Consider the following 25,666-nt stretch of genomic DNA (forward strand, 5'->3'; position numbering starts at 1 on the left):
AGCTTGACGATTTGAAATTATGCGGGGTTTGTACTCTAAAGGGGTACAGTTAGATTCAGTGTGTAGATCTCATTAGTATGTGTTGAGTCTTGTTGTAGAGGGATTTAAGGGGGGTGGAGGGCTCTTAAAATGATGGCTCTGAGTGATGGTGTTGTGTCACTCAAGTGGGCGGTTTTGTTTGATAGAGAAATTCGGGCAGAGGAGCGGCTTTTAGGAATTGGTCTCAAGGTAGGTATCTCAAGGTAGGTAGAGTGGTGGTGAGGTTTTTTTGAGAATGGTATTGAGTGTTCAATGCGCGTGACTATTTTTTGAGTGGCTTTATGCAGAACACATTTTACAGCGACTTTGATCGGGAGAGATTGGTGGAAGAAGTACCTCGGGATGAATTTCGTTCTGCTTTTCAGATTGATCGGGACCGGGTATTGCACACGCCTACTTTTCGTCGTTTACAGAGCAAGACACAGGTGTTTTGGAGTGGTGAGTATGACTTTTACCGGACTCGACTGACCCATTCTTTGGAGGTAGCTCAGATTGGGAGATCAATATGTAGTTATTTACAACAGACATCTGATTTACTCAGGGAGGATTACTTTATTGATGCCGATTTGGTGGAAGCCGTGTGTCTGTCTCATGATCTTGGGCACCCTCCCTATGGGCACGCGGGGGAGATGGCGCTAAATGCTTTGATGGCTGAGGATGGAGGTTTTGAAGGGAATGCTCAGACATTGCGTCTGTTGACTGAGCGCATTTTTTCAGCACGTAAATCTGGAATGAATCCAACGCGGGCCTTTCTAGATGGTGTGTTGAAGTACAAAACATTGTGGTCTGAATTGAAGGCTGTTTCGGCAGACCAGGCGCCTAAGAATCATTTCATCTATGACGAGCAGCAGAGCTACTTGGATTGGGTGTTGGAGGGGCGTGATTTTCCTGTGGAGTACATCCCGGGCCGGGTCAGAGATGGGTTTAAGTCGATCGAGTGTCAGATTATGGATTGGGCGGATGATGTGGCCTATTCTCTCAATGATTTGGCGGATAGTGTGCGTGCAGGCTTTTTATCAATTCAGAAGATCGAGCAGTGGGCTGAGGCCAATGGGATGGAGGTGACTCAAGGTTCGGCACTAGGTGATTTGTTAGGAGCGATCAGGACAGGTAAGGTTGAACCGATGTTAGGCAGAAAAATCGGGACCTACATTCAAGCGGTCCAAATAGAAGAAGTTCAGAATTTCATGAGTGCGGTCACAAACCGTTATCACTACAAGCTTCATGTGGATGAAGAGGTAAGAGCCGAATCTAAGGTATACAAGAAGTTGGCTTATGAAGTCGTCTTTATGTCACCTGAGCTGAATCAGCTCGAGTACAAAGGGAACTATATGCTTGGAAGGTTGTGGGATATTCTGAGTAAACGATATGTGCTTGGAGAGGATATTCCCTATCAGCTTCTTTCAGACGATGTGGCTGGTGAGATCGAAGCCGCTGAGGGGGTGGGGGGGAAGCGTCGGCTTTTATGTGATTACATGGCGAGTCTAACAGATGGTTCTACAAGCCGTTTGTATAAGCGGCTGTTTGTGCCGGATGTGGGATCTATTGGGGATTTGGTGGGCTAGATGAGGGTGAGTCATGAGTAGGATTGAAAAGCAGCCATTGGAGGCGTTGAGTGAGTATTTTGGGTTTGATGGCTTTTTAGATGGCCAGCAGGCTGTGGTAGAGAAAATACTTACGGGTGAGGATGGGTTAGTGGTGATGCCTACAGGTGGGGGAAAGTCCCTATGTTATCAATTGCCAGCATTGTGCATGCGAGGTGTTAGTATTGTGGTGAGCCCTCTGATTGCGTTGATGAAGGATCAGGTGGATGCTTTAGTCGATAAGGGCATAGCTGCCACGATGATCAACTCTACTTTGGGGATTGCGGAGCAACGTGAGCGGATTTCGCGGATGCGAGCGGGAGAGTACAAGCTGGTGTATGTGGCTCCGGAACGATTTAAGGTAGAGAGTTTTATTGCTGCATTGTTAGAGGTGGACATAGCATTGTTTGCAGTAGATGAAGCTCACTGTTTGAGCCAATGGGGGCATGACTTTCGACCTGACTATATGCGCTTGGGTAAAGCATTGGAGCGCATAGGAAATCCACAATGTGTGGCACTGACTGCTACAGCGACTCCAGTAGTGCGCGAAGATATACTGAAAGTACTTCAGCTGCGCACTCCTTTTGAGTTGGTGAGTGGGTTCGCACGGCCGAACTTGTCATTGATGGTAACGGCTGTATCAAAGCACGAGCAGAAATATAAGCGTATTCGTGAGGTCGTTAAGCGCTGGAAGACCGGGATTGTTTATTGTGCTACTAGGAAGCGGGTAGATGAGGTTGCGGAGATGCTGCACGATTGGGGGATTAGTTGTATTGCCTACCATGGTGGAATGAGTGATGAGATGCGTGAGAAGACTCAAAACGTGTTTATTCAACGAGAGGCGGATGTGGCGGTGGCAACGAATGCTTTTGGTATGGGGATTGATCGATCGGATGTGCGTTTTGTGATCCACTTTGAGGTGCCTGGAAGTGTAGAGGCATATTACCAAGAGGCTGGACGTGCAGGGCGTGATGGTGAGGCTGCATACTGTGAGTTATTGTTTAATTATGCAGACACGCGGACACAGGAGTTTTTCATAGAGGGAGTGAATCCAAGCTATGCGACGATTTGTAATGTGTATCAGCACCTTCAGAATCAAGCGAACTCAGATTTTGAGGTGTTAGAGACATTGGAGCAAATCAAGATTGGAGCGGATGTAAAGAATGGCATGGCGGTGGGAAGCGCGCTTTCGGCTCTGATGAAGCACGGGTTGGTAGAACGTTTTGATGTCTCTGGCGCGAGGGCTAAGGGAACGCGTTTATTGAAGCCTGAGGTGTTGACCAGCCGTCTAGGAATCGACCGGGCTGTGCTTGAAGAAAAGGAGCAGAGAGACAGGGCCAAGCTTAATGCAATGATCGAGCTATGCTATGCGCGAGTGTGCAGGCAAAAGTGGATCATGGAGTATTTTGGTGAAGGGGATGCGACGGTGTGTGGCAGTTGTGATGTTTGCCGAAGTAAGTTTGGGGATGACGCTAGTGAGGGGAGTGAGGAACAGGTGTTAGATTTGAGGAAAGCTTTGAGTGGTGTTGCACGCATGAGTCGCAAGATTAATGGAAAGTGGGAAGGCCGGTACGGGCGAGGGAGAATTGTTCAAATGTTAGTAGGGAGCAAATCCCAAGAGGTAAAGAAACACAAGTTAGACGGCTTAACTACTTACGGGATTCTGAAGGGCAAGGGTACTGCCTACTTGAATGAACTTTTCCATGCGATGCATGATGCTGGGCTGATCTACACGCAAAAAGGTGAGTTTCCTTTAGTGAGCCTCACACCGAGGGGGGAGCAAGTGATGTTAGATAGGGCTTCATGCTCACTGGTGTGGCCAAACTCATCCAAATCTGAGAGTTTAACGACTGGGGGTGGAGATATAGTGTTAGAGGAGATGGGGTTTGATCCAGAGCTTTTTGAACGGTTGAAGAAGGTACGTTTTGAGATTGCGCAAGCTGAGAATGTGCCCGCCTATGCGATCTTTAACAATAAGACTTTGGAGGCGTTTACGAGGTTGAGGCCGAAGTCGATGCAAGCAGGCAGGCGTATTAGGGGAGTGGGAGAGACCAAAGCCGATAAGTATTTGGCTCAGTTTATTGCAGTTATCAAGACCTATGGTTAGGGGGGATCTGGGATGGCAGATGAGTGGTCTAATTTGTGTTTTTTGAGTATTTTTAAGTAGGTTCCGTCATTACGCATTTCTTGGAATGCTTTATTGAAGTCGTTGATGATTGATTGGTGGTCAGGTATGGATTTGGCCATCATAAGGTGGAGAGCCTGTTGGGATAGCAAGGGTTTGATAAAGACGTGGCTCTGTTCAGGGTGTTGGTCATGCATTTTGCCATCTTCGTAGCGGAAGACTTCAAAGGAGACGGCAATCATATCGACTCTGTCTCGCTGGAGTTTACGAATGTTAAGGATTTGATTTTTCGCGACATCTTTTTGGAGGTAGCCAGCATTATCGAATGCGGGGCTATTGACGAAGTTCTTGCAGACACCAATGCGGTAGGCTGTGAGGTCACGGAGTGAGGAGTACTGAGTGAGTCTAGCTTCACTATTGGCAACGAGGCCAACATTTACCTTTAGCATGGGCTGGCTGTAGTGGTAGTGGCGCGCCCTCTCATGATTGTAATAAGCTCCGAGTACGATGTCGGCTCTTTGTTTTTTGACTTCTTCGAGCGCTCTGGTCCAGGGGAGAAACTCGATACTGGCAGTGTGTCCAGCACGCCGAAAGGCTTCAGTCGCCAATTCTGTAAGTGGGCCACCATCGGGCAATTTCTCACCGTAGAAGGGGGGCCAGTTCAGTGTGACCATTTTGATTTCTCTGGCTTCAGCACAGACAGCCCCCAGGCTGAGGATTGAAAGTAAGAAGTGCTGGAGGGGGGAGGGCATGGTGCTAAGCTAGAGTTTCCTAATGACTAGGATACTTATATCGTCGACTATATCACCGCCACTGGCGTGAGAGATGACCTTGCGGTAGAGCGAGTCTGCGATCTGCTGAGGAGAGAGTTTGAGGTCTTGTCTGACCCAATCGATAATTTCCTTGCGTTCAATCATGACACCGGCAGTGTTCTCGACTTCGACAAGTCCGTCTGAGTAGAGAAAGAGCGTGTCACCTTGATTGAGTGGGATGGAGTGCTCGATGTATGACTTTTTATTCAGTAGCTCTGAGGGGAGGAGACCTAGAGCTGGCCCCCCTTTATCAAAGATCTCAGAGTTGCCATCATGACGGAAGAGGACTGCAGGTTCTCTTGCTGCTTTGACAAAGCGCATAGTATTTTCTTCTGCATTAAGGATGGTATGGAAGGTGCTGGCGAAGCGTCCTTCAGGGAAAAGTTCATGCACGCGAAGGTTGATCTGGTAGAATGCATCTGCAATGGAGGGGGTCTCAATATTAATGCAGTCTTCAAGTTGGGTGTGGAAGATGGATGCAAGGAGTGAGGAGGAGACACCGTGGCCAGACATTTCGGCAAAGGTGATTCCTAGCTTTTGATGATTTGAGCAGGTGTCGAAGTGAATGTAGTCGCCGCCAATCGAAGCACAGGGTTTCGTGATGAAGCCAATTTCAAATCCGGAGAGTTCTGGGGGCGATTTAGGGAGGAATGCTTGGTGGGCACGCTGGGCGATTTGGAGGTCCTTAGCTTGGCTCCTTTTGTAATCATTGAGTGAATTCATGGCCTGAATGGCAGCTGTGACATCGGTTGAAACTCCAATGACTCCGACGATATTTGTTCCCTCACGCATTGGGGAATACCAAGTTTCAAACGAACGCCCTTCGGTGGTGCGGATTTCACTAAAGCTTTCCCCTTTGAGGGCACGGAGGAAATCTCCGACATTGGTGGGCATGTCATTGTGGACTGCTTCGATTGATTTGCCTATAATGTCCATAGGCTTTTCATGCAGTTTATTGAGTCCCATGCCTTCGCAGACGGTAAATTTTCCATGCCGATCGAGTGAGAAGGCGATTACAGGCGAGGCGGAAACGACAGTTTGTAGTCTTTCTCTGTTTTCACTCAAATCATGCTCGAGGTGGATCTGATGTTCTTTATTTGCCTTACCTACGCGAATAAGGGTCATACTGGCAATGATTAGTAAGATCGTCAGTAGGAGGTAAAAGTAGGTATAAATGTTTGTGTTCTCTTTAAGTGTCGTGATATCGCCAATTCTTTTACCTCGATAGAAGATGGCTTGAGTGTTCTCAATATCTCTTATCAAACCCATTGAGCGCAAGAATTCACGGATTTCCCCCTTGTTTTTGGCCTCTCTATAGTTGGCAAACAATGCTCCATCTGAATGGGTGACACTGATAGATTTGAACTCACCCTCAGTGGCGATGATCGCGGTATACTCTTGTGCAGTTTCCTCGTCGATATTCCACAGGTAGGATGAAAGTAGCTCTCCATAGTGTGCTGTGTCACGGACTGCTGCGTAGCGAGTTCTGCTTTCATGCAAGACGATGTATCCACCGAGCAGAATCAAGCTGGCTATGCTCAGCCAGAACAGGAAATTCATGTGGTTTTTAGCTGGTTGGGAGTTCATGAATTCTTGTTAGATAGGGGATATAGAAAGAAAATGGGATGATAGTATAAGGGATGCCAACCGCTAGTGACAGGATTAAATGCTCAAAATGTGATAGATTTTAAATTTTTGGTGGTGAATATGCTTTATATTCAGTGCTTAGTGGAGGGGTGTTGTGCTGGGAGTACAGAGAATATCCCAAAATCAATACAGAGGGAGATAAGATGGACTCACTTTTTGGGGCTACCCCAGAGCATGCTTGGGCGTTCGATATATTTGTATGCGGCTGAGCATACAATGAGGGTAAGAATGGTGAGCGTGGCAAGAGGTAGAAGGTTGGTGGGCCATTGGCCTTTTTCAAGGGTGAAGAGAGGCTGTATCAAGTGGTCATGAAGAATGTAGAGCAAGGCTCCGTGAAAGAGATAGATTGAATAACACATTCCTCCGATCGTAGCGAAGAGTGGACGTGAGAGAAGCCAATTGAGGAGTGAGCCGCGCAAGACACAGATAAAGGCAAGCAATAGTAGAAGAGCCAGCCATTTGTGGGCGCCATTGATTTTGAGAGCGAATGGAATGAAGAGCCAGGTAGCTGCACCTATGCAATCGAGCAAGTAGCAAAAGGGTTTCTGTCGGGGAGTGTTTTTCCAGTAGGAGAGGTAGAGGTCTCCTAAAATGAGGCCGACCAGAAAAAACTGGAGTTGTCCAATGATAGACTTCGACCAGAGGCCTGAGGGAAAGTGTGTGTTGAGGTATGTGGCTGCATATTGAATTGCAAAAATGGCAATGACAAAACTGGCTCTTCTGAACCAGGGAGAAGAGATCATGAAGAGTCGGCAGAGAAGTGGTGCGAGAAGGTAGAACTGAATTTCTATTTCTAGTGTCCATGAGACGTAGAGGATAGGGTTCAATTCTCCAGCATAGAGAAGGCTGTGCGAGTAGAGTAAGCCGGCTAGGTAGTGATGGAGCATCTCGTCCCAAGGCATGCCACATCTTAACATCCAGAGAGCTCCGAGAGTGAGGGCTATAAAGTAAGGGAGACCGATGCGCACTACTCGTCTGGAGTAGTACGTTTTCAAGTCGACTTTTCTTTTGTCAAACAGGTAGTGGTTTGCAAAGGGCAGCGCTAGTACGAAGCCACTGATGACAAAGAAGACTTGGACGCCAAACCAGCCTTGACCGATAGCAAAATTGAGCCAGTCCCAGGATGGTGGGAAGCTGATAGCATTGGGGATGGGGGCTGCAAAGAATAGAATATGGGCGTGGTAGAGCAAAACTGCCATGATGGAGACAAAGCGTAGCCCATCAATCTCAGGCATGTAATTTCCCGAACTCGTGACTCGAGAAAACTGTGAGAGGATTTTTTGCCAGAAGGAGATTGGTTTGGAGTCGCCCATGAATTCGCTGGTGAGCGCAGGATCCTAGCTGGGAATGGTATCTCGTCCAGTGTCGTATGTGAAATTTTTGGCTTCTATGATTTCCTAGTTGTACGCTTCAGGGTAGAGCATGGGGCATGCAGAATGATTCTATAGCAACTGAGGTAGTGGAGGCATGTTTATTAGCAGGTATAAGAGAGTATGTGGTGTGTGCGGGAGCACGCAATTTGTCATTGATTGAATCGCTTGTGAGCAGTGAAGAGGCTGTGGTGTGGTCCCATTTTGAGGAGCGTTCTGCTGGCTTTTTTGCTTTGGGTAGGACGATGGATTCTGGGGAGCCATGTGCGGTGGTCACGACCTCAGGAACTGCCGTTGCTGAGTTATTGCCTGCGTTGGTAGAAGCTCATTATCAAAGGCGGCCACTGGTGATTATTTCTGCTGATCGGCCTCAATGTTATCGCGGTTCTGGTTCGCCTCAGGCCATAGAGCAAGTTGGGATCTTCAGTCACTATGTGGAAGGTGTGGATGACATTGAAGCATTGGGTGGAGAATACTTTCAGGAATGGAGTGGTAGAGGGACATGGCAGCTCAATGTTTGTTTGGAAGAAAATGCGGTATCACGGCCAGTAGGTAAGCTATTGGGTGAGCCTAAGCTATCCAGAGAGAACTTTGAGGTGAGTAGCCTAGTGCATTTTTTCGAGAATTTCTGGCAGGGGATGGTGGTGTGTGTGGGGGCGCTTGAGCCAGAAGACCGTGAGGAGGTGTTTGGTTTTTTGAGTGAAATTCGTGTGCCTGTCATTGCCGATCCGACTTCAGGTTTGAGGGAGCTTTTGGGGCCGTTGTTAGTTGCTGATCCTGAACGTTTATTGAAAGCGTATGCTCCCCGGTTGGTACTACGTATTGGGGAAGTACCAATAGGAAGGTTTTGGCGAGACCTTGAGGATGCTCAAGATGTGGAAGTGATGTCGATTGCCCGCAATGGATTACCGGGCTTAGTGCGACAGAGTAGCGTGATCAGAGGTGAGGTGGGGAGAATTCTTCGTGGACTGGGTGAGGTGGGAGAATTAGGGGATTCACTGGATATGCTGAAGGGATGTCGTAGGCGTTGGGCGCAAATTGATCAACTGCTTGAGATGTACCCAGATAGTGAGCCCGGAATGGTTAGGACTTTGTCGCTATACTCAAGTGTCGCTCAGAGTTTATATCTCGGAAACAGTTTGCCGATTAGAGAGTGGGGGCAATTTGGTCAGCGTGAATACCCTGTGGAAAATATTCGGGCGAATCGAGGAGCCAACGGTATTGATGGACAGCTCTCGACTTGGATTGGATTAACGCATGGTATCGAAGATGCCTGGTGTGTTTTAGGTGACTTGACTACATTGTATGATATGTCCGCTCCCATTTTACTGGAAGAATGTGAGGCACCTGGCCGAGTGCTTGTGGTGATCAACAATGGCGGAGGAGCGATTTTCAGCAGGCTAGACAGAGTGGGGAGAATGTCATCAGTGACACAGTCGGTGGTTACGAATGAGCATTCTTTTTCATTTGAGGCATGGGCAAAGCTATGGGGATGGGATTACCAGTTGCACGATTCAGCGAATGATATCGAAATTGAGGGGCGCGAGAGACCATTAGTGGTTGAGGTGCGTCCAGATAAACAACAGACTGAAGCATTCTGGAAAGCCTACGGCGCACTGGAATTATAGCTTCATACGGGAGAGGGATATGAGAAGTGAATCTAAACAGCTCGCCAGGGCCTTTCTTCATGACCGAAAAGCTCGTCGTCGCATGATGCTTTATTTTACGATGGGACTTATGGCCTTAGTGTTTCTTGGAGCTGTGGTCCTAGACGCTTGGTTGAGCACCCATATTCTCTTATTTACAGGATATTGGGCACTGGTATTTATTGGGGTCTGCTTTCTAGTCTTATTATGTGTTTATGACATGTTAATGGTCAGCCGCGGTAAATAATATGGGGTGCAAAATAGGGTAAAGTGGTGTTCGAGCGTTCTTAATTGCTGAAATTTTGTAAAAAAGGCAAAAAAGTTACGTAATAGTAAAAGTTCCAGAGATTTATCAATTTTACTCTGGCCATATGGCTGTGTTCTGTTCACAAATGCAGTGATGCATAAAGATATCGACATTTCACAAAGTCCCCTTGCACAAACGGGGAGACGTCGATTTCTGGGAGTATTAGGTGGTTTTGTTGCATCATGCATGTGCTCACTTCAGAGTGCTAAAGCGGCCCTATTCTACAGCACAAAACCCGTTCCGGGCATCCCTCAGGCATGGGTCAACGAGAAGGGTAAAGATGTTCTGAGGTACGCAAATTATATTAAGGGTTTGCGATTGAAGAATGTGACTCCCTACATGGTGCTGAAGCCACATTTTAAAACTCGGGGACGGACAAAGAACAGTTTACCTCCGAGGTATATGTGGAGCAGGATTGCACCCACCTTGAGAGTGATTGACGCCATGTCTTCCTCGATGCGTGCTCCAGTTTCTGAGATGCTATCGATCTATCGCAGCCCGAGTTACAACAGGGCAGTTCGTGGACGGAGTCGTTCACAGCATATGGAGAATCGGGCAGTCGATGTTCGCTTCAAAGGGGTATCACCTTATACCGTATCACGAGTGGCGCGCGCGATTCGTTCACGAGGTCATTTTGCGGGAGGTGTTGGGAGGTATTCCAGCTTCACGCATGTTGATACGCGTGGGAACAATGCTGATTGGTAGCAGCTTTGTATTAGCGTTTTTTAACTCGATTGAGTTTTTACCTTTTAGCCCACTTTGCTGAACGGTTAGATGGCATTGATGAGTCTGCTTAAAAAGCCAAGACCAGTGTGTTCTAAAAAGTCTCCTAGTGTACGGTGGAGCGAGCAATAGACGAAAAAGGCAATACCCAAAAGGGTCATGACAAAGGCTTGGAGCCCTTCTTTTGGCGAAAATATCGCGTAGAGTAGGTCGGTAACAATCGGTATGAATATCGCGGGGATAAGCCATCTGGGATCATCTTGATTCATTCTAATTCTAGCGATGATTAGGCCGGTGATGAAGAAGAGGAAAGCGGAGACTGTTAGGATTGATTGCCAGGGGAATGGACTCCATGTGATTGTGGCTAAGGTGAGGCTGGATAGAACGACAGTAGTGACGATCTCGAGTGGAAATGGGAGAGGGTCCTCTTGTTCGATTTTAATTTGTGCGGCTTTTGCTGCTGCCTTTTGTGCACGGATGCGTTGAGAATTGCGCAGGCTAACTTTTTTCTTACGCTTGGGCCTGGGCGGCATGGCCTTAGCTGACTGGAATTCTTCCTTGAACTCGGGTATTTGTACCGCAGGGGTCCACTCACCAATACGATGGTGGTAAATGGGGTCATTAGAGCGGATAAAGCCCTCAGCTATCAATTCACAGACCTTTGCAAAGGGGACTGGGCCTTTGCGAACATCATCGATTGAGAAGTACCAGAGGTCTTGTGGACGAGCTTGGTGCACTCGATCAGCCAATGCGGTCATAGGCTGTTGTTGGATAGCAGAGCTGTTCTTTTTGCTTTTTTCGAATTCCTCTTGTTGTTTCTTTGAGAGTTTGACGCTTGCTTTGGTCAGTGAGGAGAGTGAGTGCAGCATCGTATTATTGAGGCTGCTGTCCTCATAGGCTTCAGCGAAGGTTTCCAAAGGCTTGATGCCTTCTAACTTCAGGAGCTTATTAAGTGAGTCTCTACAAGTTTGAACACGTGCGTCAGGATCATATTTGATATGGTCCGCAATCCAACTTGCTAGAGATTCGGGTATTTCGGGAAGTAACTCTTGAATTGGGGTATAGGCATTTCTCATATGTGACGCCATGATGATGACTGGTGAATCACCATCAAAAGGGTGCTTGCCAGTGAGCATATAATAAAAGAGGCAACCCATGGAATAGATATCACTTTGTTTAGAGGTGATACCTGCTTCCAGCAACTCTGGAGCCATGAAGTAGATTGAGCCAACTAACTTTTGGTTAGTTTTTTTATTATTTGTGCTACCTTCTTTTGAAGGTGAGAGGCCAAAGTCGAGTACTGTGGCCTGATAATTATCATTTTCTAGAGGAACTAACATCACATTGCTGGGCTTCAAGTCGCAGTGGATGATGTTGTGTTCGTGGGCTGTAGCGATTGCACTAAGCAGCTGAGTTGAAACAAAGAGAAATTGTTCTATGGTGAGTGGCTTTTCATTTATGATGGAGTCGAGCGTTTCGCCTTCGATGAGCTCCATGATAATATCACCACCAGTATCAGTCTCAATGACATCAAAAATCGAGACAATATTAGGATGCCTGAGTCCAGCTAGGACTTTAGCTTCAGTGAGTAATTGTTCCTTTAGCTCAAGGTGGTCAGCATAGTTTTCAGCCTTTAATCTTTTGATGGCTACATCACGGTCTAGCTGAGTATCTCGAGCTAAATAGACTGAACCAAAGCCCCCTGCACCTAGTTGTTTGATAATTTGATGACGTTCTTTCATGAGCGCAAACTATGGGTGCTAAACTGGTGGAGTTATTGTCTGGGAGGCAGTAGTGGGGTGATACCTGTACCTGTGGTAGGAGGTGCAATTTCTGTCTCTCTCTCGGAGCGTAGTGGCCTGAAGCTGGCGCTGTGAGTGTCTAGACGAAATTGTATGGCATTGAGTTCACGGTTGAACTCAGATTGCTGGTTAGTAATTAGATTTAGTTGCTCATTGAGGCGGTCAATTTTGGTCTCAAGGGCTTTGACATGAATGCTGTCAGTTGAGCTATTGAGGGATACTTGAGTATCTGAATTGAGCTGATTTGGGGTAGTAGAGCTATGGGGGTCTGCCGAGGTGCCATCTTGCTCAACAAATCCGGGGGAGGGTAGTTGGGAGGGTAGTGAGAGCTTGTGATTGACCGCAATACCGATCGTAGCTCCAGTGATACTTGCGCAGGTAACGGCTAATATGAAGTTCATAGGTGATTGGTCGCTAGAGTCTATATAGAATGAAAGTCATGGACTATTTTGGAAGTGAATCTACCAAAGAAGAGAGATTATTAATACTTTCATTTAAAGTGTCAGCAGCAGCTTTTAAATTTGATGTGGTACTTTGTAGGCGAGCCGAGATGCTATGGATTTGTTGATAGCCACGTTCAGGTTGATAACCAGGCTCTCTTGCTTGAATGACTTTTTCAGAGTCAGATGGAACAAGAACGTAGGGGATAACCTTTAACTGAATCGCTTTTCCTGAAGCTAAAGTCAGAGAGACTGGGTATGCTTTATCTTCCCGAGCTGGACGGTATTGCCAACCACGAGGGGCTCTTTGCATAGGTTTGGGAGCCCAAGGGCTTAGGATTTCGAACTCAGACGAGCTGGAGCTATCTAGTTCTATCTGTTTGGGTAACTCGACTTTGACGACAACTTGTTGGTTTTCCTCTTCCTTAGGTTGCAGGTCTTCTGGTTGTTCAGGAAGCTGATCGACCTCGTTGGGTGAGGCATTTTCATCAGTATCGGTTTCTAGCGCCGCTTCAGCAGAGACCTGATCCGAAGTTTCGTCCCCATCATTGGTTTCTGTAGCATCAGCATTTTTTGTTACTGTGGGGGTATCATTGTCTTCTTCCTCCACGATTACGGCAGTCGAAACCTCTTGGGCGAAAAGAGAACCAGCTGTTAGTAGTGGTAGTATAAGGTACAGGTAATTCATCAGTTCGTAATCTTTATGGTTTGAGAACTATTCTCGGAAAGAATGTTAGGGTGAGATGGGGCATTACTTGGAAGGGAGGGGCTATCAGCTCTTAGTGCATCGATGGGTTGCGCACTCATGAGAAGATTGTTCCAAGCTAGTTGGATGTTTTGGCCGTCTTGATGCAGTTTTTGGATTTGCGATTGATAAATTTTAAGAGCCCTCAGGACTCGTTGAGCCTCTTTTGTTTGCTCTGGAGAAAAGCGTAAACCACGAGTCTTGTATATCACAGGTACTTGAAGAATGATGCGTTCGGAGCTCGAATTACTCTTTGCCGTTAGGACATGTTGAACTTTATGGTTTGTTTCTTCAAATCCAACAAGGCCCTCAGTTGAATCTGTTGTTGCCAATGGAATTGGCGCTCCTTTTTGTGAGGCGTTTGTCTCAGTGGGGGGGAGTTCACTTGGGCCATCGCCAGGTAGGCTAGATTGCTGCAGGTTGACAAAATTACTGGGTTTGGAACTCGTATCCTCTTCGACATTTTCAGAGGTCGAAGGGGCGGGAGTATTTTCGGTAACATTGGAGCTAACAATATGGGTGGGTTTGGTGACGTAGAGCCAGCAGAAAAATACCGCGCTTAAGGTACTGAATGTCAGTAGAAATTTATAGGTAAGAGAGACTTCTCCCTGTGTATGTGTTGGTTTGTCGGACATGTAGATTGTTCAGATATTATTTGATCTTTGGGGAGGGTGAGATGGTGGGTGGCTAACGTATCTAACGATATTCTCAATATTGGCAATTTGATAGTTAGCGGTTGGTGTCCCTTTGGGCAAGGCGTTTCGCGAAGGTTACTACCACAGTATTAGTAATGGGTGGGAACTGGGTGATAGTGAGGTGGTCTTGAGTCAGGCTAATTTGTTTAATGGTATCTTCGCTAATATGTCTGGCCTGTAAGCCTGGCTTGATGGATATGTTGCCGAGTTGATCCTGTTCAGAGATTCCATCTGATCTGTATATTTTATAGCTATGGAATGCTCCTTCACTTGAGGATTGGTAGAGTCTCACTTCAATACCATTCGAATACACTCTATACTGAGTATTTGGTATTGTGATCGTGTGACTTTTACCATTACGGATACGCACCATGGAATCGACCAGATAGGAGCCTACAAAGTCGAAACCCTCGGGAGCCGAGTTGTCTTCAACAACGAGGGCTACTGAGGGAAGCTGCTGAGAGTGTGTCTTTGTACCAGAGAAAGCTAGGAACAAAGCCGAAGAAAGAATGAAGAGCCGATTGTAGGAAGTATTTAAACGTGCCATTTATTTACCTGCGTCCCACAGACTGTCGTCTGGTGTACCTGAAAAATCCGTATCGATGGTTGGGGGGCTGACGTTAACGTTGATCTCATAGTTTGCGCCATCTAAGCCTGTAATCACGGGGATTGCGTCCATATTGTCAGGCAAATATTCAAGCAAGTTGTCTGCGGTGATTGAGTCGACAGTGACGGTGGGGTTGTCAGCTAGGTAGAGTTTTTGAGCTTGGTAGACAGCTTTGATTTGTTCACCGGCATCGAGTCCTTTTTTCCAATCTTGGTAAATATTAAAACCTATTGTGGTTGAGGATGCGAGTAGTATAAGAATGCCGATAACGATGGTCAGTTCTATTAGAGTTACGCCTCGGTTGTGAGTTGAAATGTTGGCTTTCATAATGAAGTTGGGATAGTAATTGATTAGGCGCCAAGAACTTCTTGAATGTGCGATTTAAGTTCAAAATAGAAGTCACTCTGAAGGAATGCCCTTATGCGAACAAATAAGTAAATTGTGAGGCTGGCAATAACCACCCACCAAAATATTCTAAAAGAAAAACTTTTGTGTTTGTTGTTGATTAATGGGTTGTACCAATGTGAGCCCTCAGCGATTTTGGTTTTGAAGGCATTACCCTCTGCCTTCAGCTGCTCGATTAATTTTTCAGCTTTGGTCTTATTCTTGACGGTTAGCAGGTAGTGGTACTGGTTGGATTGTAATTCTGAAACCTTAACTCCTGAAGGAAGTTTCGTAGGTAAGTGCACAACTCGAATGTGATGCTCATAGACAAAATTTTCTTTGAGCCAGCGGTCAAATTTAGTCTGAAACATGGTAGGGATTAATATTAAGTTACATAGCTTGCTGCATCATTTCTGGTCCAGCTAAGAAGATTGGCATAAAGACAGATAAGAATACCAGTGCTACTAGGCTAACAGCACCAAGCATGACGATGAAATTGAGTATGTTAGAAAAGTCTTCCATGTACTGTTCACTGTCCTCCTTATACATTTCCACCAGCATTGATAATTGTTCACCCATAGATGCAGATTTCTCACCGATTGCCATCATATGAACCACTTGGTCATCGGTTGAGGTGTATTTTGTGAATGCGATTGCCAAGGGGACGCCAGATTTCTCGTATTTATCTGCAGCAGTCAGTAGTTCATCGTGAAAAGGTGTGCCTTTCACCGAAGTCGCAGAGGTTCGTATCGCTTTTGCCATATTGATTCCATTGGCATGCAGAAGCTTTATTACGCCTAGGAATGTTACTTGCCTCAGCCCCATAACAAGTTGTCGAAGGATTCGCCATTTCGACATAGCAAGAGTGAGTACTGTTTGTCTCAATTTTGCGGAGATTATAAAGCTAAGAATAACACAGACAAGAATAGTCACAATAAGGGGCCACCAGGTGATTGTCCAATCACTCAGAGTAAAGAACATTTTTACTGGGCCTTTTGGTGTATAGTCACCCACGATGACCATATCTTTAATTTTGGGTATAATCTTTGTTTGAGCGTAGATGAAAGCAATGATGAGTGCGGGAAATACAAAAGCGGGGATAAGAACAATTTTTCTGATTTTTTTTCTGAAATAAGCCTCAGTTTCGGCTCTCTCTGCTAGATCACGAAAAGCGGTATCGAGGCTTCCAGACTCCATACCTGCTTTGATGAGGCCTAGAGTCATATCGTCGAAGCGCTTACTTTTTTTAAATGCTTCGTAGACTGAGATACCGGCATGAATATCGTTGCGAATCTCATTCAAGGCATCAGCCATGATTTTGTTGGGAAGACCATCTGCATAATATTTTAATGCATCAGCAGTATTGATCTGAGCCTTGATCATCGAGGCTACACCTCGGTAGAATTTAATAGATTCTTTTGTGCTGAAAGTTTTTGGCTTATCTGAGTCCAAGAAAGGAATTCTAATTTCCTTTTGCGCGAGGCTTTTCTTTACAGGCTTCGCAGGAGTATCAGATGAAATGGATGGTGATTGGATGTTATTCATCGGAATAGGTCATATCGATAACTTTACTGACAGCGTTGATGTCAGTTTTACCGGCCTCAAGTAGTTTGAGGCCATTTCTACGAAGGTTAGGTAGGATTCCTTCTTCGGCAATTTGGACTTCGAGGTCATAAGGAGATATTTCACCTTTTGAAAGTTGGTCTGAAGTTTTAGGGGTGATCGGAATAATTTCTAGGATGGCAGTACGACCTGCGTATCCTGAGTTGCGACATTCTTGGCAGCCTTCAGGGTTCGCTTCAAAAAGTTTTTTCTTGGACCAACTATCATCAAGGTTATATGTTCTCCGGTCAAGTTCAGAAAGTCCATCCAGCTCGATTTTGCAGTAAGGGCAGAGGACTTTAATAAGTCTCTGAGCGCAAGCTGCTTTGAGTGTTTGGGCGATTTTCCAGCGTTCAATCCCCAATTGCTCAAAACGTTCGATAATTTGCGAGGCTCGTGCTGTGTGGACAGTTGTAAGGACTTTATGGCCTGTTACTGCTGCTTCGATGGCGAGTTCTGCTGATTCGGTGTCACGCACCTCACCCATCAGGATAATATCGGGGTCAGAACGCATGAATGAAGAGATCATGGGTTTGAACTCATCAGCATTTTTGAGGTCACAATGGGTGATGCCCGGAACTTCATCCTCTACGGGATTTTCGAGTGTCAGTATGTTGACCTCAGGTCGATTGAGTTCTCTCAGCATCGCATTCAGGGTTGTCGATTTACCTGAGCCTGTTGGGCCTGACATCACGATAATGCCAGCCGGGACTTTCATCACTTTTCTAACAGCGAAGAGGGTTTCATCATCGAAGGCGAGGGACCCTTTACCAAGAGTAACATTGAGGTGGCCTTTGTCCAAGAGACGCATAGTGGTATGATATCCCCGATAGGTACGGTGTCGTTCGTATCGAATATCAATAGGCCGGTGAAAGTATGAGATCGTGAAACGACCTGAAATGCCGCAAGCTGTGTTACGAATTTCTGTAGGCAAGTTCATGAGGTTCAGAAGGAATGCGTCGATACGGTCCTTCAATTTCATAGGGAGTTCACGCTTTTGTCCTAGGTCGCCATCGACGCGGAAAGAATAGTAGAAGCTATCTTTTTCTACTTTGAAGTGGACGTCTGAGGCTCTTTGCTTCACGGCATCAGCCATGATTGTTGCCGTCAATGCTGCCATCGGCTCCTCATATTCTGTAGAGGTGACATCAAAATCTTTTTTATGTTCTTCAAAATCTTCGACCTCGATGGATTCAAGTTCGGATTTGCTGGGCCCTCCACCTGAGGAGGAAGCTTCAATAGTACGGCTGATTTCTGATTTAATTGTAATAATTTTTACAATTTCATATTCAGGAAATCTTGGAGATAGGTATTCTTCAGGTGAGGGTTTCCATGGGTCAACCACAGCTATGAGCAAGGAGTTGTTATGGACGCATAAAGGGGTGAAGTTGCCCCGGGTGAGAGTCGATGGGTCACATTTTTCGAGGAGAGTACCGTCACAGAATTCGGCAACTTTAGGGAAGAATGCTAAGCCATTGAGTTTGGCCACAGCGGCCATGAAAGTAGTTTTTGTGACGCGGTTTTGAACTTGGTCATGTGTGATCTCAGCAAACTCGTTATCATGCTCGGCGAGGCTTTGCATGATTTGTTTAGAAATGAGTTCATTGAATTGGATGCCATCGAATTCAATCATCTTACAAAGTGCTTATTGGTGAGAGTGTACCAGGATTCGTAGTTGAGACGGACACAGGTGATATAGGGTGAGATTCCCTGAGTATCAGAAATGTAGGCGTGTACAGCCTGAGCAAAAATGGTTGCAGTCACAGGGTTGATGGAGCCTAAGCCTAGGACATCTGCATCCTCGTTAAAGAGAATGGGGCATTGGAGGGATCTAGCGAGCTCATATATGGGCTCATGTTTTTCATAGAAACCATTTGGGGTCATCATTTTGGCCGCGAAGGGAGCGGGCGGCATGATGGGAGTGACAAGTGAGGCAAGCATCGTGCTCCAGCGCTCGATGCTTGCCTCGTATTGACTTTCGTCATCATCCTCGATTGCCGCCAATTTGAAAAGTGGCTCAGCAGCGAGGTTTCTGTTCCATGCATCAAAGCATTGATTAGATATTGTCATAACCTCTTCCTCGCTTGCGATATTTGCCTTTAGGAAGGCTCCAGCACTTTGTTGGAGGGAATAGGTGTGCCACTCGGTGAGATGGGGACTCTCCGCAGTATTTTCTGACATATTATCTTATCTATGAATGATTGTGATGCAAATTGGGGGTATTATTTGCGTACTCTGTATCTTTTGTTAGTGCCAGACGGGCTGGAGTTGAGGCTCTGGCTTCCAACATCTTTTTTGATGTTGTTCCAAGTACGACGGAGATTCGGCTTTTCGAGGTCATAGTTACATGGGTCATCCCAAGTAGAGTCCTTGTCTTGTACTTGAAGGGTGCTTTCCACTCTGTTGTGGGTGCGGTGGTGAGAAGCGTGATTCTCAGGGCTGTAGCTACTTGGTGTTACAACGAAGAGGAGGCTAGACTGCTCTTTAGAAGTTGTCTTGCTCTTGAAGAAGAAGTTCACCACTGGGATATCTCCGAGAAGAGGAACTTTATTTTCGCTCTCGACTTCGGTTTCCTGGAAGAAGCCACCAACAATCAATGAGTGACCATCTGGAATACGTGCAATTGTGGTGAGCGTAGACTCACGCACCTCAGGGTAGAGGTTGCCTGTTTGAGGGCTCTCAATTTGACGTGTGATTGAAGCTGCACGCGGTCTCATGCTCAATCGAATAGTTCCGTCTGGAAGCAATGTTGGGGTGACGAAAATGGTTGTACCGATCTCACGAGTTGTTTCAGGGTCTGTTGAGTCTTCCTCATCGATCTTGTAGCGTACTTCCTCTGTGACAGTCGGGTTGCCGCCAGATGAGTTCTGTGTGCTTTCAGTAGTGATGATAGGCACACGGTCAATCACAGCAATTGATGCTGCTTCATTATCCTCAGTGATGACGACTGGATTATTCTGAAGTTTGATAATGCCGCCATCATTTAATGCCGTGAGAACTGCCGTAATGTTGTTAGGTGAGAATACGAGATCTCCAGCAGAGAGAGGAGTGCTGAGGTCTGATGGGAGTCCCAACAAGTCATTGAGGCCAATCACTGCTCTGGTTGGGACTGGAGCATCACCACCTAGGGATTCAGACCAGTCGACACCGAGTGCTTGACCAACAGATGTGTTGACGCGGTAGATTTTTACCTCAACCACAATTTGTCCTTTTGCTCTGTCAATACGCTCTAGGAGGCTCTTTACGCGTTCGATCTTATAGGGAGTATCGATTACGATGAGGGTGTTTGTTTTTTCCTCATAGTTAACGATACCTGTGTTAGGGCTGAGAAGTGGGCTGACGAGCTCTCTGATATGATCTTTCATATTTGCGGAGCGCAAATACTTAAGCTGGTATGACCATTCCGTTGCTGGGAGTTGGCTTAGCTGATCACTGGTTAAAGCGTAAATTGTATTACCTCTGCGGTGGAGTGTGAGAGCATTGTTGAATGCAAGATCCTCCATTTGTGTAATCGCGTCACCATCACGAAGGTAGCCATTCACTTTAAAGTCATCACCGGCAATGCGGTTGTTGTGGAAGTATGAGAGCCCAGCATCTCTAGCAAGTACCTCGAATACAGTATTGAGGTCAGCGTCATTGAGACGCATACCATCTTCGTATTCTTCTTGAGCTGCAGGAGCAGCTTCACCAGCTGCTTCCTCACCTGGTAATGCTGGCGCAGCGTCTGCAGCAGCAGGTTCAGGAGGAGTGTTGTCGGCTGGTTGTTCAGGGGTAGGAGCTTGATCTGTTTCCGCTGGTGGAGCATCGAAATCGGCGCCAGTATTGGCAGGGGCTTCAGCAGCTGGGCTTGGGGTGTCTTCAGCTGGTGGGGTAGAAGGTGGAGTAGAGGGGGGAGTGGATTCTTGCGCATGTGCTGTCGTTGAGTACAGAGCAAAGGCCGCAAGCGTGCTTGGTAATAGCTTCATGCTAGTTGTGTAGCTTCTCATATTTTTTTTAGTTATGTGGTGGGAGATTGATTATCTTGAACAGAAATATTGTTAGTAAGCAAGGACATTATTGGGAGATTAATTATCTAGATCGATGTCTTTGTTAGGGCCTGTGCCGATATCTGGTCTATCGTCGTTACCCTGGATAGTGGCACCACCGATTCCAAGGTTGAGGGTGAAGACATTGTTATTGGTGAGGTCTTTAAACATGACACGTTTGCTAGAGATCATGAGGATTTTCAGTGGGAATGTTTTTTCTTTGACGATGACATTGATTTCGTCGTTGCGTTGGTAGGTACTATTACCGTGGATGAAGCGTCTTCCTAGGACATTGATGTTTTCGCCTAACTTTGCGATTTCTTTTTCAATGAGGATCTGCTGTTCCTTTTTGGTTGTTTTGGGTGGAGCTTTTTTGACTTCTGAGGTTTTGGGTTTGGGTGCAATTTTGCGATGGGGGTCAATGGGTTTACCAAACGGGTCAAACTCTCTCTTATTGATGGTAAAGACTGAGGTTTTTTCACTGATGAAGTCATCAGTGTTATCCATGTGGAATCGGGCAGATTTTTTGTCATCAGCGTTAGCGGCGGGGAGGGAGAGACCGATGATGAGTGATGAGGTCCAGATTATTGTACATTTTCCCATATCGTATATTTCAGTTCGAGTTCTAGAAGGTTGCCAGAAGATTGGGGTCTAATTGACATTTGATTCACCATGAGATTCGGAAGTGTGCATTCGAGCTCGGTGGCGCAATGTTGCAATTCTTTGAAGGTTCCTTCCAAGACAAAGTTACATGCCGACCTGCCTGAATCTACGGGGAAGTTGGGACGTTGTGCTCTATTTTGCTCGATGAGTTGTAAAGTTTTTGTTGAATTGTGCTTATTGATGGCCTCTCTTAACTCTTTGTTAACGCGAGTGAAGCTGTCACCAACGAGAAGTTTATTCCACTGATCTAGTGTGGCCTTTTTTGATTGGCTGCCTTTGAGTAGTTTATCGAGGACAAGGTTTTGTGATGACTCACTTTCGTATAGTTGTTGTTCTTTTTTGAAGCTGCCTAGCAAGCTGCTACCCGTAAATGATATGACAAGGATACAGAGTGTTGCGGCAAGAACCGGGAGGATGATTGCAAAAACGCAAATCGATTGTATATAATTTCTCTTCATGTGATTTGCGTGAGTCTTATTTTTTTAGTGGGAGAGTTAAGGGGTCTTTATCATCCAGTCTCTGGGTGATAGTCATGGTAAAGGTGAATGGTAGAACCTCCTCGGCAGAGCCTCTGCGTCTGGCGGAGCTGGCCATTTTGGTTTTGATGTTTGCTCGCGGGGGGCGCTTGTCTTCTGCTACGTTGAAGGATTCATCGAAGGTGCCGAGGTAGACATCATTGAAGGCTTTCTTGATTCCGTCAGAGGAGCCTAGTTCGTTGAGGTATTCACGTCCTTTGAAGTCAGTGGAACCAGAGATGGTCCACTCTCTTACTAGAGGGATGCGGTTATTGGTTGCATTAGAGCCATTGACGCTGACTGAATATTCGAAGTCATCGACTTTGGTGTTTTGTTCTACTGGGAAGAGACGAGAGAGGAGTTCGAAATTGCTCCAAGCTCTGGAGCGATCACTGAGGAGGTTGTCGATTCTCTTGTATTCGTTATCTTTCGCCTTGAGTTGCATGATGGTAAACTCAGGGTTTGAGGCCTGATATCCCCACGCTGGATCGTTCATTGCTGATACGAGGTTGATGCTGATCTTGCAGCCAATACCTACAACGATCGCAGCAGCTGCAATTTTGATGTATTTGCTCCACTTGAGTAATTTCATCTCAAGTTGATCAGGGTATTGATTTGTTTCTGCTTCTGAGGGGGGGAGGAAATCTTGGATAGGCCACATTTCTTCGACGAGAGTCTTGAAGGTATGGCTTTCGGCTAGGATTGAGTTGCTAGCGGATGGTGGGTTGGTTGTGGAAACTACTTCAAGTCTTACCTGAGCTAGCATAGCGACAGCTTCCATGTCTTGGAGTTTCCAAGGGCGAGTTACACCAGGGATTGCCGTTTCAGCTTCGGGCGCGGCCGCTTGAGTGGGTTCGGATTCAACGGCAGTTTGTGCTGTGAGGTCAGACCATTTCCATGGGCGAGTGACTCCAAGATCGTTCTGGTTGGAGGCTGCGCTGGGAGCGGTAGGGATGTGGAGTGCTGAGCTTGTGGGGCTTAGTGTGATGACCTGAGAGTTAGGTAGCATACTTGCGAGTGAATCGCTCATTCCCATGGGGGCTGCACCGGCCATAGGAATAATGAAGATATGCGGGTTTTCTAATTCCAGTGAGGCTGAAGTTGTGAGTATGGCGCTGGCTGTTTGGGGGGAAAAGGGGATGTTGCCATGATGTTGCAGTGTTCTAATTAGAATTAGGTCTCCGTGGACGTTAAAGAAACTCAGTACCGTAAAGCGAGGGTAATGGTAGGTTGCAACGAAACCGTTTTCAGGTTTTTGCTCGAGTAGCCAAGGAAGTGCTGAAATGGCGCAGAGTGGGGCACTGATGGCTCTTGTGCGAACGGGTAAGTCCTTTAAATTGCCGTAATCCCTAAACTCTTGCATGAGTTGTTCATGGCGGCGAGTGAATGCGATGGCGGTAGCGAATGGTTGGTCGCTTGCGGCGCCCGGGTATGGGAATAGGCGCCAGGAGTGGGATTGGTTCGATATTGAGCGGTCCTCTAGGATGGAACTTGGATTTTCTTTGATGAGGTGGCGGAGTTCCTCTATTTCAGCTGGATTTTGGTGTTCAGGTCCGAGCTCGGCAGTGGCGAATTCGTCGGCAACGTAAAGGATGACTCCGAGGCCTGGTTTGCTGGTGTCTTCGAGGTATTCTTTAACAATTCCATCTAGTACTGGCTTGAGTAGGGAGGGGTCTTCCTCCATTTCAGGTGAGATGTTAGGGCCTTTAGCCCAGGCACCTGACTCCATGTTTCTGATGTAGGAGATGGCTCCAGTGTCACTGCCAACGAAAATGTGCAATTGGATATTGATCCCTAGGGCGTCTGTGTACCAGTTTGGGTTGTTAGCGCGGCTCGTGGTCTTAAGGATTTCTTTAGCTTGCCCAAAACGTTTGGGGAGGCTGAGGGCGTCAGGTTGGTGCAGTGTCATGGGTGGTCTCTAAATTAATAAATATGGTGTTAGAGGTAACAAAAATCCCCACCTCATTGTTAGGGGAGGTGGGGATGAAGTCTAGTGATCTAGAAATTGAATAATTTACCAGCCGGCTGTGGTTGCTGGTACGTGGTCAGCGCTAAAAGTAGCGCTGCCGCATGTTGCGCCGGGGGTGCCGGTTGCTGTAACAGTGGCTGAAATGTTGTATGCTGAGCCGTCACCAGGGCAGGTCGGAACAGCTGGGATTGGAGTGTTACCTCCTGTGAAGGTGACAGCATCTCCAACAGCGAGGCTGCTGACGTTTTGGACAGAACGCATTGCCTTGTGTAGGTTTGAGATGTTGACTACGCAAGCTGCTTTGTCTGCGTTGGTTTTGTAGTATGTAGCTCCGACAAAGAGTACGGAGATGAGTACAAGGATAATGGCAATAACCACTGTGAGCTCAATAAGGGTGACACCCTTTGGAGCGTGCTTGATGTTTTTGTTCATTTTCATGGTATGTATTTGTTTGTTTTGTTTATGTATGGGGGATTTGAGAATGCGTGGATTAGTCATCAGATTTGGCTAATTTAGCATTTTCAAAAGCGTCTTTTGATATGAGTCCTTGTTGATAAAGTCTCAGGAGGTTGTTGTCCCACTGGACGTTTCCTGATCTACGGATGGCGTCTTCAAGTGAGCTGGCACCGCGGTCGTATGCTGCAATGGCTGCACCGACGGAATCATCGTTGTTGTTAAGAAATTCGTAGGTGAGTACTCTGCCGTGCACACCGGTGAGGAGGCCTTGGGAGTGGATGAATATCATGATTTCACCCAGTCGGTTGAGGATGGAGGCGTGTTTATCCTTAGGGTACATTTCAAGTATACGGCCCATGGTCTTAACAGCGCCAGTGGTATGCAGTGTTGAAAGAACTAGGTGTCCTGTTTGGGCTGCTTCTAAGCATGTGTCCATGGCTTCCCTGTCACGGATCTCACCAAGTAGAATGATGTGAGGTGCTTTACGAAGAACGTCCTTGAGTCCTTGGCGGTAGGAGGATACATCTCGGCCGACTTCTTGTTGCGTGACAATGGATGGGGCGAGAGTTTTCATGCCAGGGACATCCGGGTCATCCATGTCGTGAGGATACTGGTATTCGACTGGATCCTCGATTGTGACAATATGTTTAGGGTGATGTCTACGAGCCCAATCAATGAGTGAGGCTAGTGTGGTAGATTTACCTGAGCCTGTAGGGCCTGTGACAAGGCAAAGTCCTGCGCGCTTGAGGACAGCTTGTCTGAGGGCTTGGATGGTGTCAGGCAGAATGCCTAGTGATTCGAGTTCGGGGATGGAGTCGTTGAGGATACGACAGGTGATGCCGAGGCCTGGGGCGCTCAAGTGGGTTTGAATACGGAGGCGGCCTGAGATTTCGCCGTGGTCTCCATATTGAATGCCGCTGCATGAGAAGTCGTCGACGCGTTTTTCTTGGAATGCGTGGACGGCTTTTTTGATGTGGTCGGTTTGACCGTCATCATCGCCAAAGCCGTGAGAGTCGTCCTCTTTGTTGTTGAGGAGGGCCTCATAAATTTTTAGCATGGAGTCGGCACTTAGTGTGCCGAGGTGGGGTAGGGCCTCCATGCCGTGATGCGTTTCGATATACATTGGGCGATTTGCCCTTAGTTGAATATCAGATACGCCTTTCTGTTGACAGGTCTGAAAGATGACCTTCAGAAGCTCTTCACCTGACATGGTTTCACTAAATGCTTGTGAACCGTGTTCGGTAGGGAGTGGTGGAGGGCTGGGTATGTTGATTGCAGCTTCCATTGGGTTTAAGGAAAAGTGCGTTGGGGGCTCGCGGTATTATGTACTATGATGGATTGTTGGGTTGTTGTGAAGTAAAAAAAGTGCTAAGTGTGGATTCTAACACCATGCAATTGCATGGTTGAGGATTGCATCACTAGTTAAGTGGATATCGGTGATGTGAGCATATGGCAATACTAAAATTGAATATTCTTGCTGTTGTTGAGGTTGGCGCATCACCTGTTTTTTT

Annotated in this window: 23 protein-coding genes; 4 read left to right on the forward strand and 19 right to left on the reverse strand. The window is 46.7% G+C overall.

Features of this window, described 5'->3' with window-relative positions:
• Window positions 1–320 precede the first annotated feature (320 nt).
• Both dgt and ACFSW8_RS00650 read left to right on the forward strand, forming a co-directional pair.
• Complete coding sequence (dgt, locus tag ACFSW8_RS00645; protein ID WP_377177192.1) at window positions 321–1,604, forward strand: dGTP triphosphohydrolase; 1,284 nt, start codon at window positions 321–323, stop codon at window positions 1,602–1,604.
• A 13-nt stretch (window positions 1,605–1,617) separates the two neighbouring features.
• Window positions 1,618–3,729 (forward strand): RecQ family ATP-dependent DNA helicase, encoded by a 2,112-nt coding sequence (locus tag ACFSW8_RS00650; RefSeq protein WP_377091243.1) that lies wholly within the window; start codon window positions 1,618–1,620, stop codon window positions 3,727–3,729.
• Here the strand turns inward: ACFSW8_RS00650 and ACFSW8_RS00655 are convergent.
• From ACFSW8_RS00655 to ACFSW8_RS00665, 3 genes are all read right to left on the reverse strand, one after another.
• Window positions 3,726–4,499: a substrate-binding periplasmic protein gene (locus ACFSW8_RS00655; protein ID WP_377091242.1), complete on the reverse strand. Its 774-nt coding sequence runs from the start codon at window positions 4,497–4,499 to the stop codon at window positions 3,726–3,728. The two genes, ACFSW8_RS00650 and ACFSW8_RS00655, sit on opposite strands and share 4 nt — an antisense overlap.
• A 9-nt stretch (window positions 4,500–4,508) precedes the next feature.
• Window positions 4,509–6,119: a SpoIIE family protein phosphatase gene (locus ACFSW8_RS00660; protein ID WP_377177194.1), complete on the reverse strand. Its 1,611-nt coding sequence runs from the start codon at window positions 6,117–6,119 to the stop codon at window positions 4,509–4,511.
• Between the two features lie 236 nt (window positions 6,120–6,355).
• On the reverse strand, window positions 6,356–7,519 hold the full coding sequence (locus ACFSW8_RS00665; protein ID WP_377091240.1) for an acyltransferase family protein: 1,164 nt from the start codon (window positions 7,517–7,519) through the stop codon (window positions 6,356–6,358).
• Between the two features lie 116 nt (window positions 7,520–7,635).
• On the opposite strand from ACFSW8_RS00665, the gene menD reads away from it, so the two are divergent.
• Together menD and ACFSW8_RS00675 are read left to right on the forward strand one after the other, a co-directional pair.
• On the forward strand, window positions 7,636–9,204 hold the full coding sequence (gene menD / locus ACFSW8_RS00670; RefSeq protein ID WP_377091238.1) for a 2-succinyl-5-enolpyruvyl-6-hydroxy-3-cyclohexene-1-carboxylic-acid synthase: 1,569 nt from the start codon (window positions 7,636–7,638) through the stop codon (window positions 9,202–9,204).
• A 727-nt stretch (window positions 9,205–9,931) separates the two neighbouring features.
• Complete coding sequence (locus ACFSW8_RS00675) at window positions 9,932–10,234, forward strand: YcbK family protein (RefSeq protein ID WP_377177238.1); 303 nt, start codon at window positions 9,932–9,934, stop codon at window positions 10,232–10,234.
• A gap of 65 nt (window positions 10,235–10,299) precedes the next feature.
• Here the strand turns inward: ACFSW8_RS00675 and ACFSW8_RS00680 are convergent, their stop codons facing one another.
• The 16 genes from ACFSW8_RS00680 to ACFSW8_RS00755 all read right to left on the reverse strand — a co-directional run bounded on the left by ACFSW8_RS00680 (window position 10,300) and on the right by ACFSW8_RS00755 (window position 25,440).
• Window positions 10,300–11,994, reverse strand: coding sequence for a protein kinase domain-containing protein (locus ACFSW8_RS00680; protein ID WP_377091237.1), 1,695 nt, complete (start codon window positions 11,992–11,994; stop codon window positions 10,300–10,302).
• Window positions 11,995–12,026: 32 nt separating this feature from the next.
• On the reverse strand, window positions 12,027–12,455 hold the full coding sequence (locus ACFSW8_RS00685; RefSeq protein ID WP_377091236.1) for a hypothetical protein: 429 nt from the start codon (window positions 12,453–12,455) through the stop codon (window positions 12,027–12,029).
• A 43-nt stretch (window positions 12,456–12,498) separates the two neighbouring features.
• Window positions 12,499–13,104 (reverse strand): hypothetical protein, encoded by a 606-nt coding sequence (locus ACFSW8_RS00690; RefSeq protein WP_377091235.1) that lies wholly within the window; start codon window positions 13,102–13,104, stop codon window positions 12,499–12,501.
• Window positions 13,105–13,181: 77 nt separating this feature from the next.
• Window positions 13,182–13,874: a hypothetical protein gene (locus tag ACFSW8_RS00695; RefSeq protein WP_377091234.1), complete on the reverse strand. Its 693-nt coding sequence runs from the start codon at window positions 13,872–13,874 to the stop codon at window positions 13,182–13,184.
• 94 nt (window positions 13,875–13,968) lie between these two features.
• The gene (locus ACFSW8_RS00700) at window positions 13,969–14,481 is read right to left on the reverse strand and encodes a hypothetical protein (protein WP_377091233.1); all 513 of its coding nucleotides are present in this window, start codon (window positions 14,479–14,481) and stop codon (window positions 13,969–13,971) included.
• Window positions 14,482–14,868, reverse strand: a complete 387-nt coding sequence (locus ACFSW8_RS00705; RefSeq protein WP_377091232.1) for a type II secretion system protein — start codon at window positions 14,866–14,868, stop codon at window positions 14,482–14,484. It abuts the gene before it with no gap.
• Between the two features lie 23 nt (window positions 14,869–14,891).
• The gene (locus ACFSW8_RS00710; protein ID WP_377091231.1) at window positions 14,892–15,296 is read right to left on the reverse strand and encodes a hypothetical protein; all 405 of its coding nucleotides are present in this window, start codon (window positions 15,294–15,296) and stop codon (window positions 14,892–14,894) included.
• 19 nt (window positions 15,297–15,315) lie between these two features.
• A complete protein-coding gene (locus ACFSW8_RS00715; protein WP_377091230.1) occupies window positions 15,316–16,470 on the reverse strand; it encodes a type II secretion system F family protein in 1,155 nt (384 codons plus the stop codon).
• Window positions 16,463–18,160, reverse strand: coding sequence for a GspE/PulE family protein (locus ACFSW8_RS00720; protein ID WP_377091229.1), 1,698 nt, complete (start codon window positions 18,158–18,160; stop codon window positions 16,463–16,465). Before ACFSW8_RS00720 ends, ACFSW8_RS00715 begins: the two co-directional genes overlap by 8 nt.
• On the reverse strand, window positions 18,157–18,708 hold the full coding sequence (locus tag ACFSW8_RS00725) for a hypothetical protein (protein WP_377091228.1): 552 nt from the start codon (window positions 18,706–18,708) through the stop codon (window positions 18,157–18,159). Before ACFSW8_RS00725 ends, ACFSW8_RS00720 begins: the two co-directional genes overlap by 4 nt.
• Window positions 18,709–18,749: 41 nt before the next feature.
• Window positions 18,750–20,492, reverse strand: a complete 1,743-nt coding sequence (locus tag ACFSW8_RS00730; RefSeq protein ID WP_377177196.1) for a type II secretion system protein GspD — start codon at window positions 20,490–20,492, stop codon at window positions 18,750–18,752.
• Between the two features lie 99 nt (window positions 20,493–20,591).
• A complete protein-coding gene (locus ACFSW8_RS00735) occupies window positions 20,592–21,155 on the reverse strand; it encodes a hypothetical protein (RefSeq protein ID WP_377091226.1) in 564 nt (187 codons plus the stop codon).
• Window positions 21,137–21,673, reverse strand: a complete 537-nt coding sequence (locus ACFSW8_RS00740; RefSeq protein ID WP_377091225.1) for a hypothetical protein — start codon at window positions 21,671–21,673, stop codon at window positions 21,137–21,139. The genes ACFSW8_RS00735 and ACFSW8_RS00740 overlap by 19 nt, the downstream gene beginning before the upstream one ends.
• Window positions 21,674–21,689: 16 nt before the next feature.
• Window positions 21,690–23,639, reverse strand: coding sequence for a hypothetical protein (locus tag ACFSW8_RS00745; RefSeq protein WP_377091224.1), 1,950 nt, complete (start codon window positions 23,637–23,639; stop codon window positions 21,690–21,692).
• A gap of 105 nt (window positions 23,640–23,744) precedes the next feature.
• Window positions 23,745–24,137, reverse strand: a complete 393-nt coding sequence (locus ACFSW8_RS00750; protein ID WP_377091223.1) for a type II secretion system protein — start codon at window positions 24,135–24,137, stop codon at window positions 23,745–23,747.
• A gap of 52 nt (window positions 24,138–24,189) precedes the next feature.
• Window positions 24,190–25,440 carry a type IV pilus twitching motility protein PilT gene (locus ACFSW8_RS00755; protein WP_377091222.1) on the reverse strand — a complete coding sequence of 417 codons (1,251 nt, stop codon included), beginning with the start codon at window positions 25,438–25,440 and terminating at the stop codon, window positions 24,190–24,192.
• Window positions 25,441–25,666: the final 226 nt, after the last annotated feature.

It is taken from the genome of Rubritalea tangerina (genome assembly GCF_042683245.1).
In the GTDB taxonomy this organism is placed as follows: Bacteria; Verrucomicrobiota; Verrucomicrobiia; order Verrucomicrobiales; family Akkermansiaceae; genus Rubritalea; species Rubritalea tangerina.

Coding starts and splice junctions, on each gene's coding strand:
- dgt (WP_377177192.1), top strand. CDS start 321: ATGCAGAACACATTTTACAGCGACTTTGATCGGGAGAGATTGGTGGAA.
- ACFSW8_RS00650 (WP_377091243.1), top strand. CDS start 1,618: ATGAGTAGGATTGAAAAGCAGCCATTGGAGGCGTTGAGTGAGTATTTT.
- ACFSW8_RS00655 (WP_377091242.1), bottom strand. CDS start 4,499: ATGCCCTCCCCCCTCCAGCACTTCTTACTTTCAATCCTCAGCCTGGGG.
- ACFSW8_RS00660 (WP_377177194.1), bottom strand. CDS start 6,119: ATGAATTTCCTGTTCTGGCTGAGCATAGCCAGCTTGATTCTGCTCGGT.
- ACFSW8_RS00665 (WP_377091240.1), bottom strand. CDS start 7,519: ATGGGCGACTCCAAACCAATCTCCTTCTGGCAAAAAATCCTCTCACAG.
- menD (WP_377091238.1), top strand. CDS start 7,636: ATGCAGAATGATTCTATAGCAACTGAGGTAGTGGAGGCATGTTTATTA.
- ACFSW8_RS00675 (WP_377177238.1), top strand. CDS start 9,932: ATGTGGAGCAGGATTGCACCCACCTTGAGAGTGATTGACGCCATGTCT.
- ACFSW8_RS00680 (WP_377091237.1), bottom strand. CDS start 11,994: ATGAAAGAACGTCATCAAATTATCAAACAACTAGGTGCAGGGGGCTTT.
- ACFSW8_RS00685 (WP_377091236.1), bottom strand. CDS start 12,455: ATGAACTTCATATTAGCCGTTACCTGCGCAAGTATCACTGGAGCTACG.
- ACFSW8_RS00695 (WP_377091234.1), bottom strand. CDS start 13,874: ATGTCCGACAAACCAACACATACACAGGGAGAAGTCTCTCTTACCTAT.
- ACFSW8_RS00700 (WP_377091233.1), bottom strand. CDS start 14,481: ATGGCACGTTTAAATACTTCCTACAATCGGCTCTTCATTCTTTCTTCG.
- ACFSW8_RS00705 (WP_377091232.1), bottom strand. CDS start 14,868: ATGAAAGCCAACATTTCAACTCACAACCGAGGCGTAACTCTAATAGAA.
- ACFSW8_RS00710 (WP_377091231.1), bottom strand. CDS start 15,296: ATGTTTCAGACTAAATTTGACCGCTGGCTCAAAGAAAATTTTGTCTAT.
- ACFSW8_RS00715 (WP_377091230.1), bottom strand. CDS start 16,470: ATGAATAACATCCAATCACCATCCATTTCATCTGATACTCCTGCGAAG.
- ACFSW8_RS00720 (WP_377091229.1), bottom strand. CDS start 18,160: ATGATTGAATTCGATGGCATCCAATTCAATGAACTCATTTCTAAACAA.
- ACFSW8_RS00725 (WP_377091228.1), bottom strand. CDS start 18,708: ATGTCAGAAAATACTGCGGAGAGTCCCCATCTCACCGAGTGGCACACC.
- ACFSW8_RS00730 (WP_377177196.1), bottom strand. CDS start 20,492: ATGAAGCTATTACCAAGCACGCTTGCGGCCTTTGCTCTGTACTCAACG.
- ACFSW8_RS00735 (WP_377091226.1), bottom strand. CDS start 21,155: ATGGGAAAATGTACAATAATCTGGACCTCATCACTCATCATCGGTCTC.
- ACFSW8_RS00740 (WP_377091225.1), bottom strand. CDS start 21,673: ATGAAGAGAAATTATATACAATCGATTTGCGTTTTTGCAATCATCCTC.
- ACFSW8_RS00745 (WP_377091224.1), bottom strand. CDS start 23,639: ATGACACTGCACCAACCTGACGCCCTCAGCCTCCCCAAACGTTTTGGG.
- ACFSW8_RS00750 (WP_377091223.1), bottom strand. CDS start 24,137: ATGAAAATGAACAAAAACATCAAGCACGCTCCAAAGGGTGTCACCCTT.
- ACFSW8_RS00755 (WP_377091222.1), bottom strand. CDS start 25,440: ATGGAAGCTGCAATCAACATACCCAGCCCTCCACCACTCCCTACCGAA.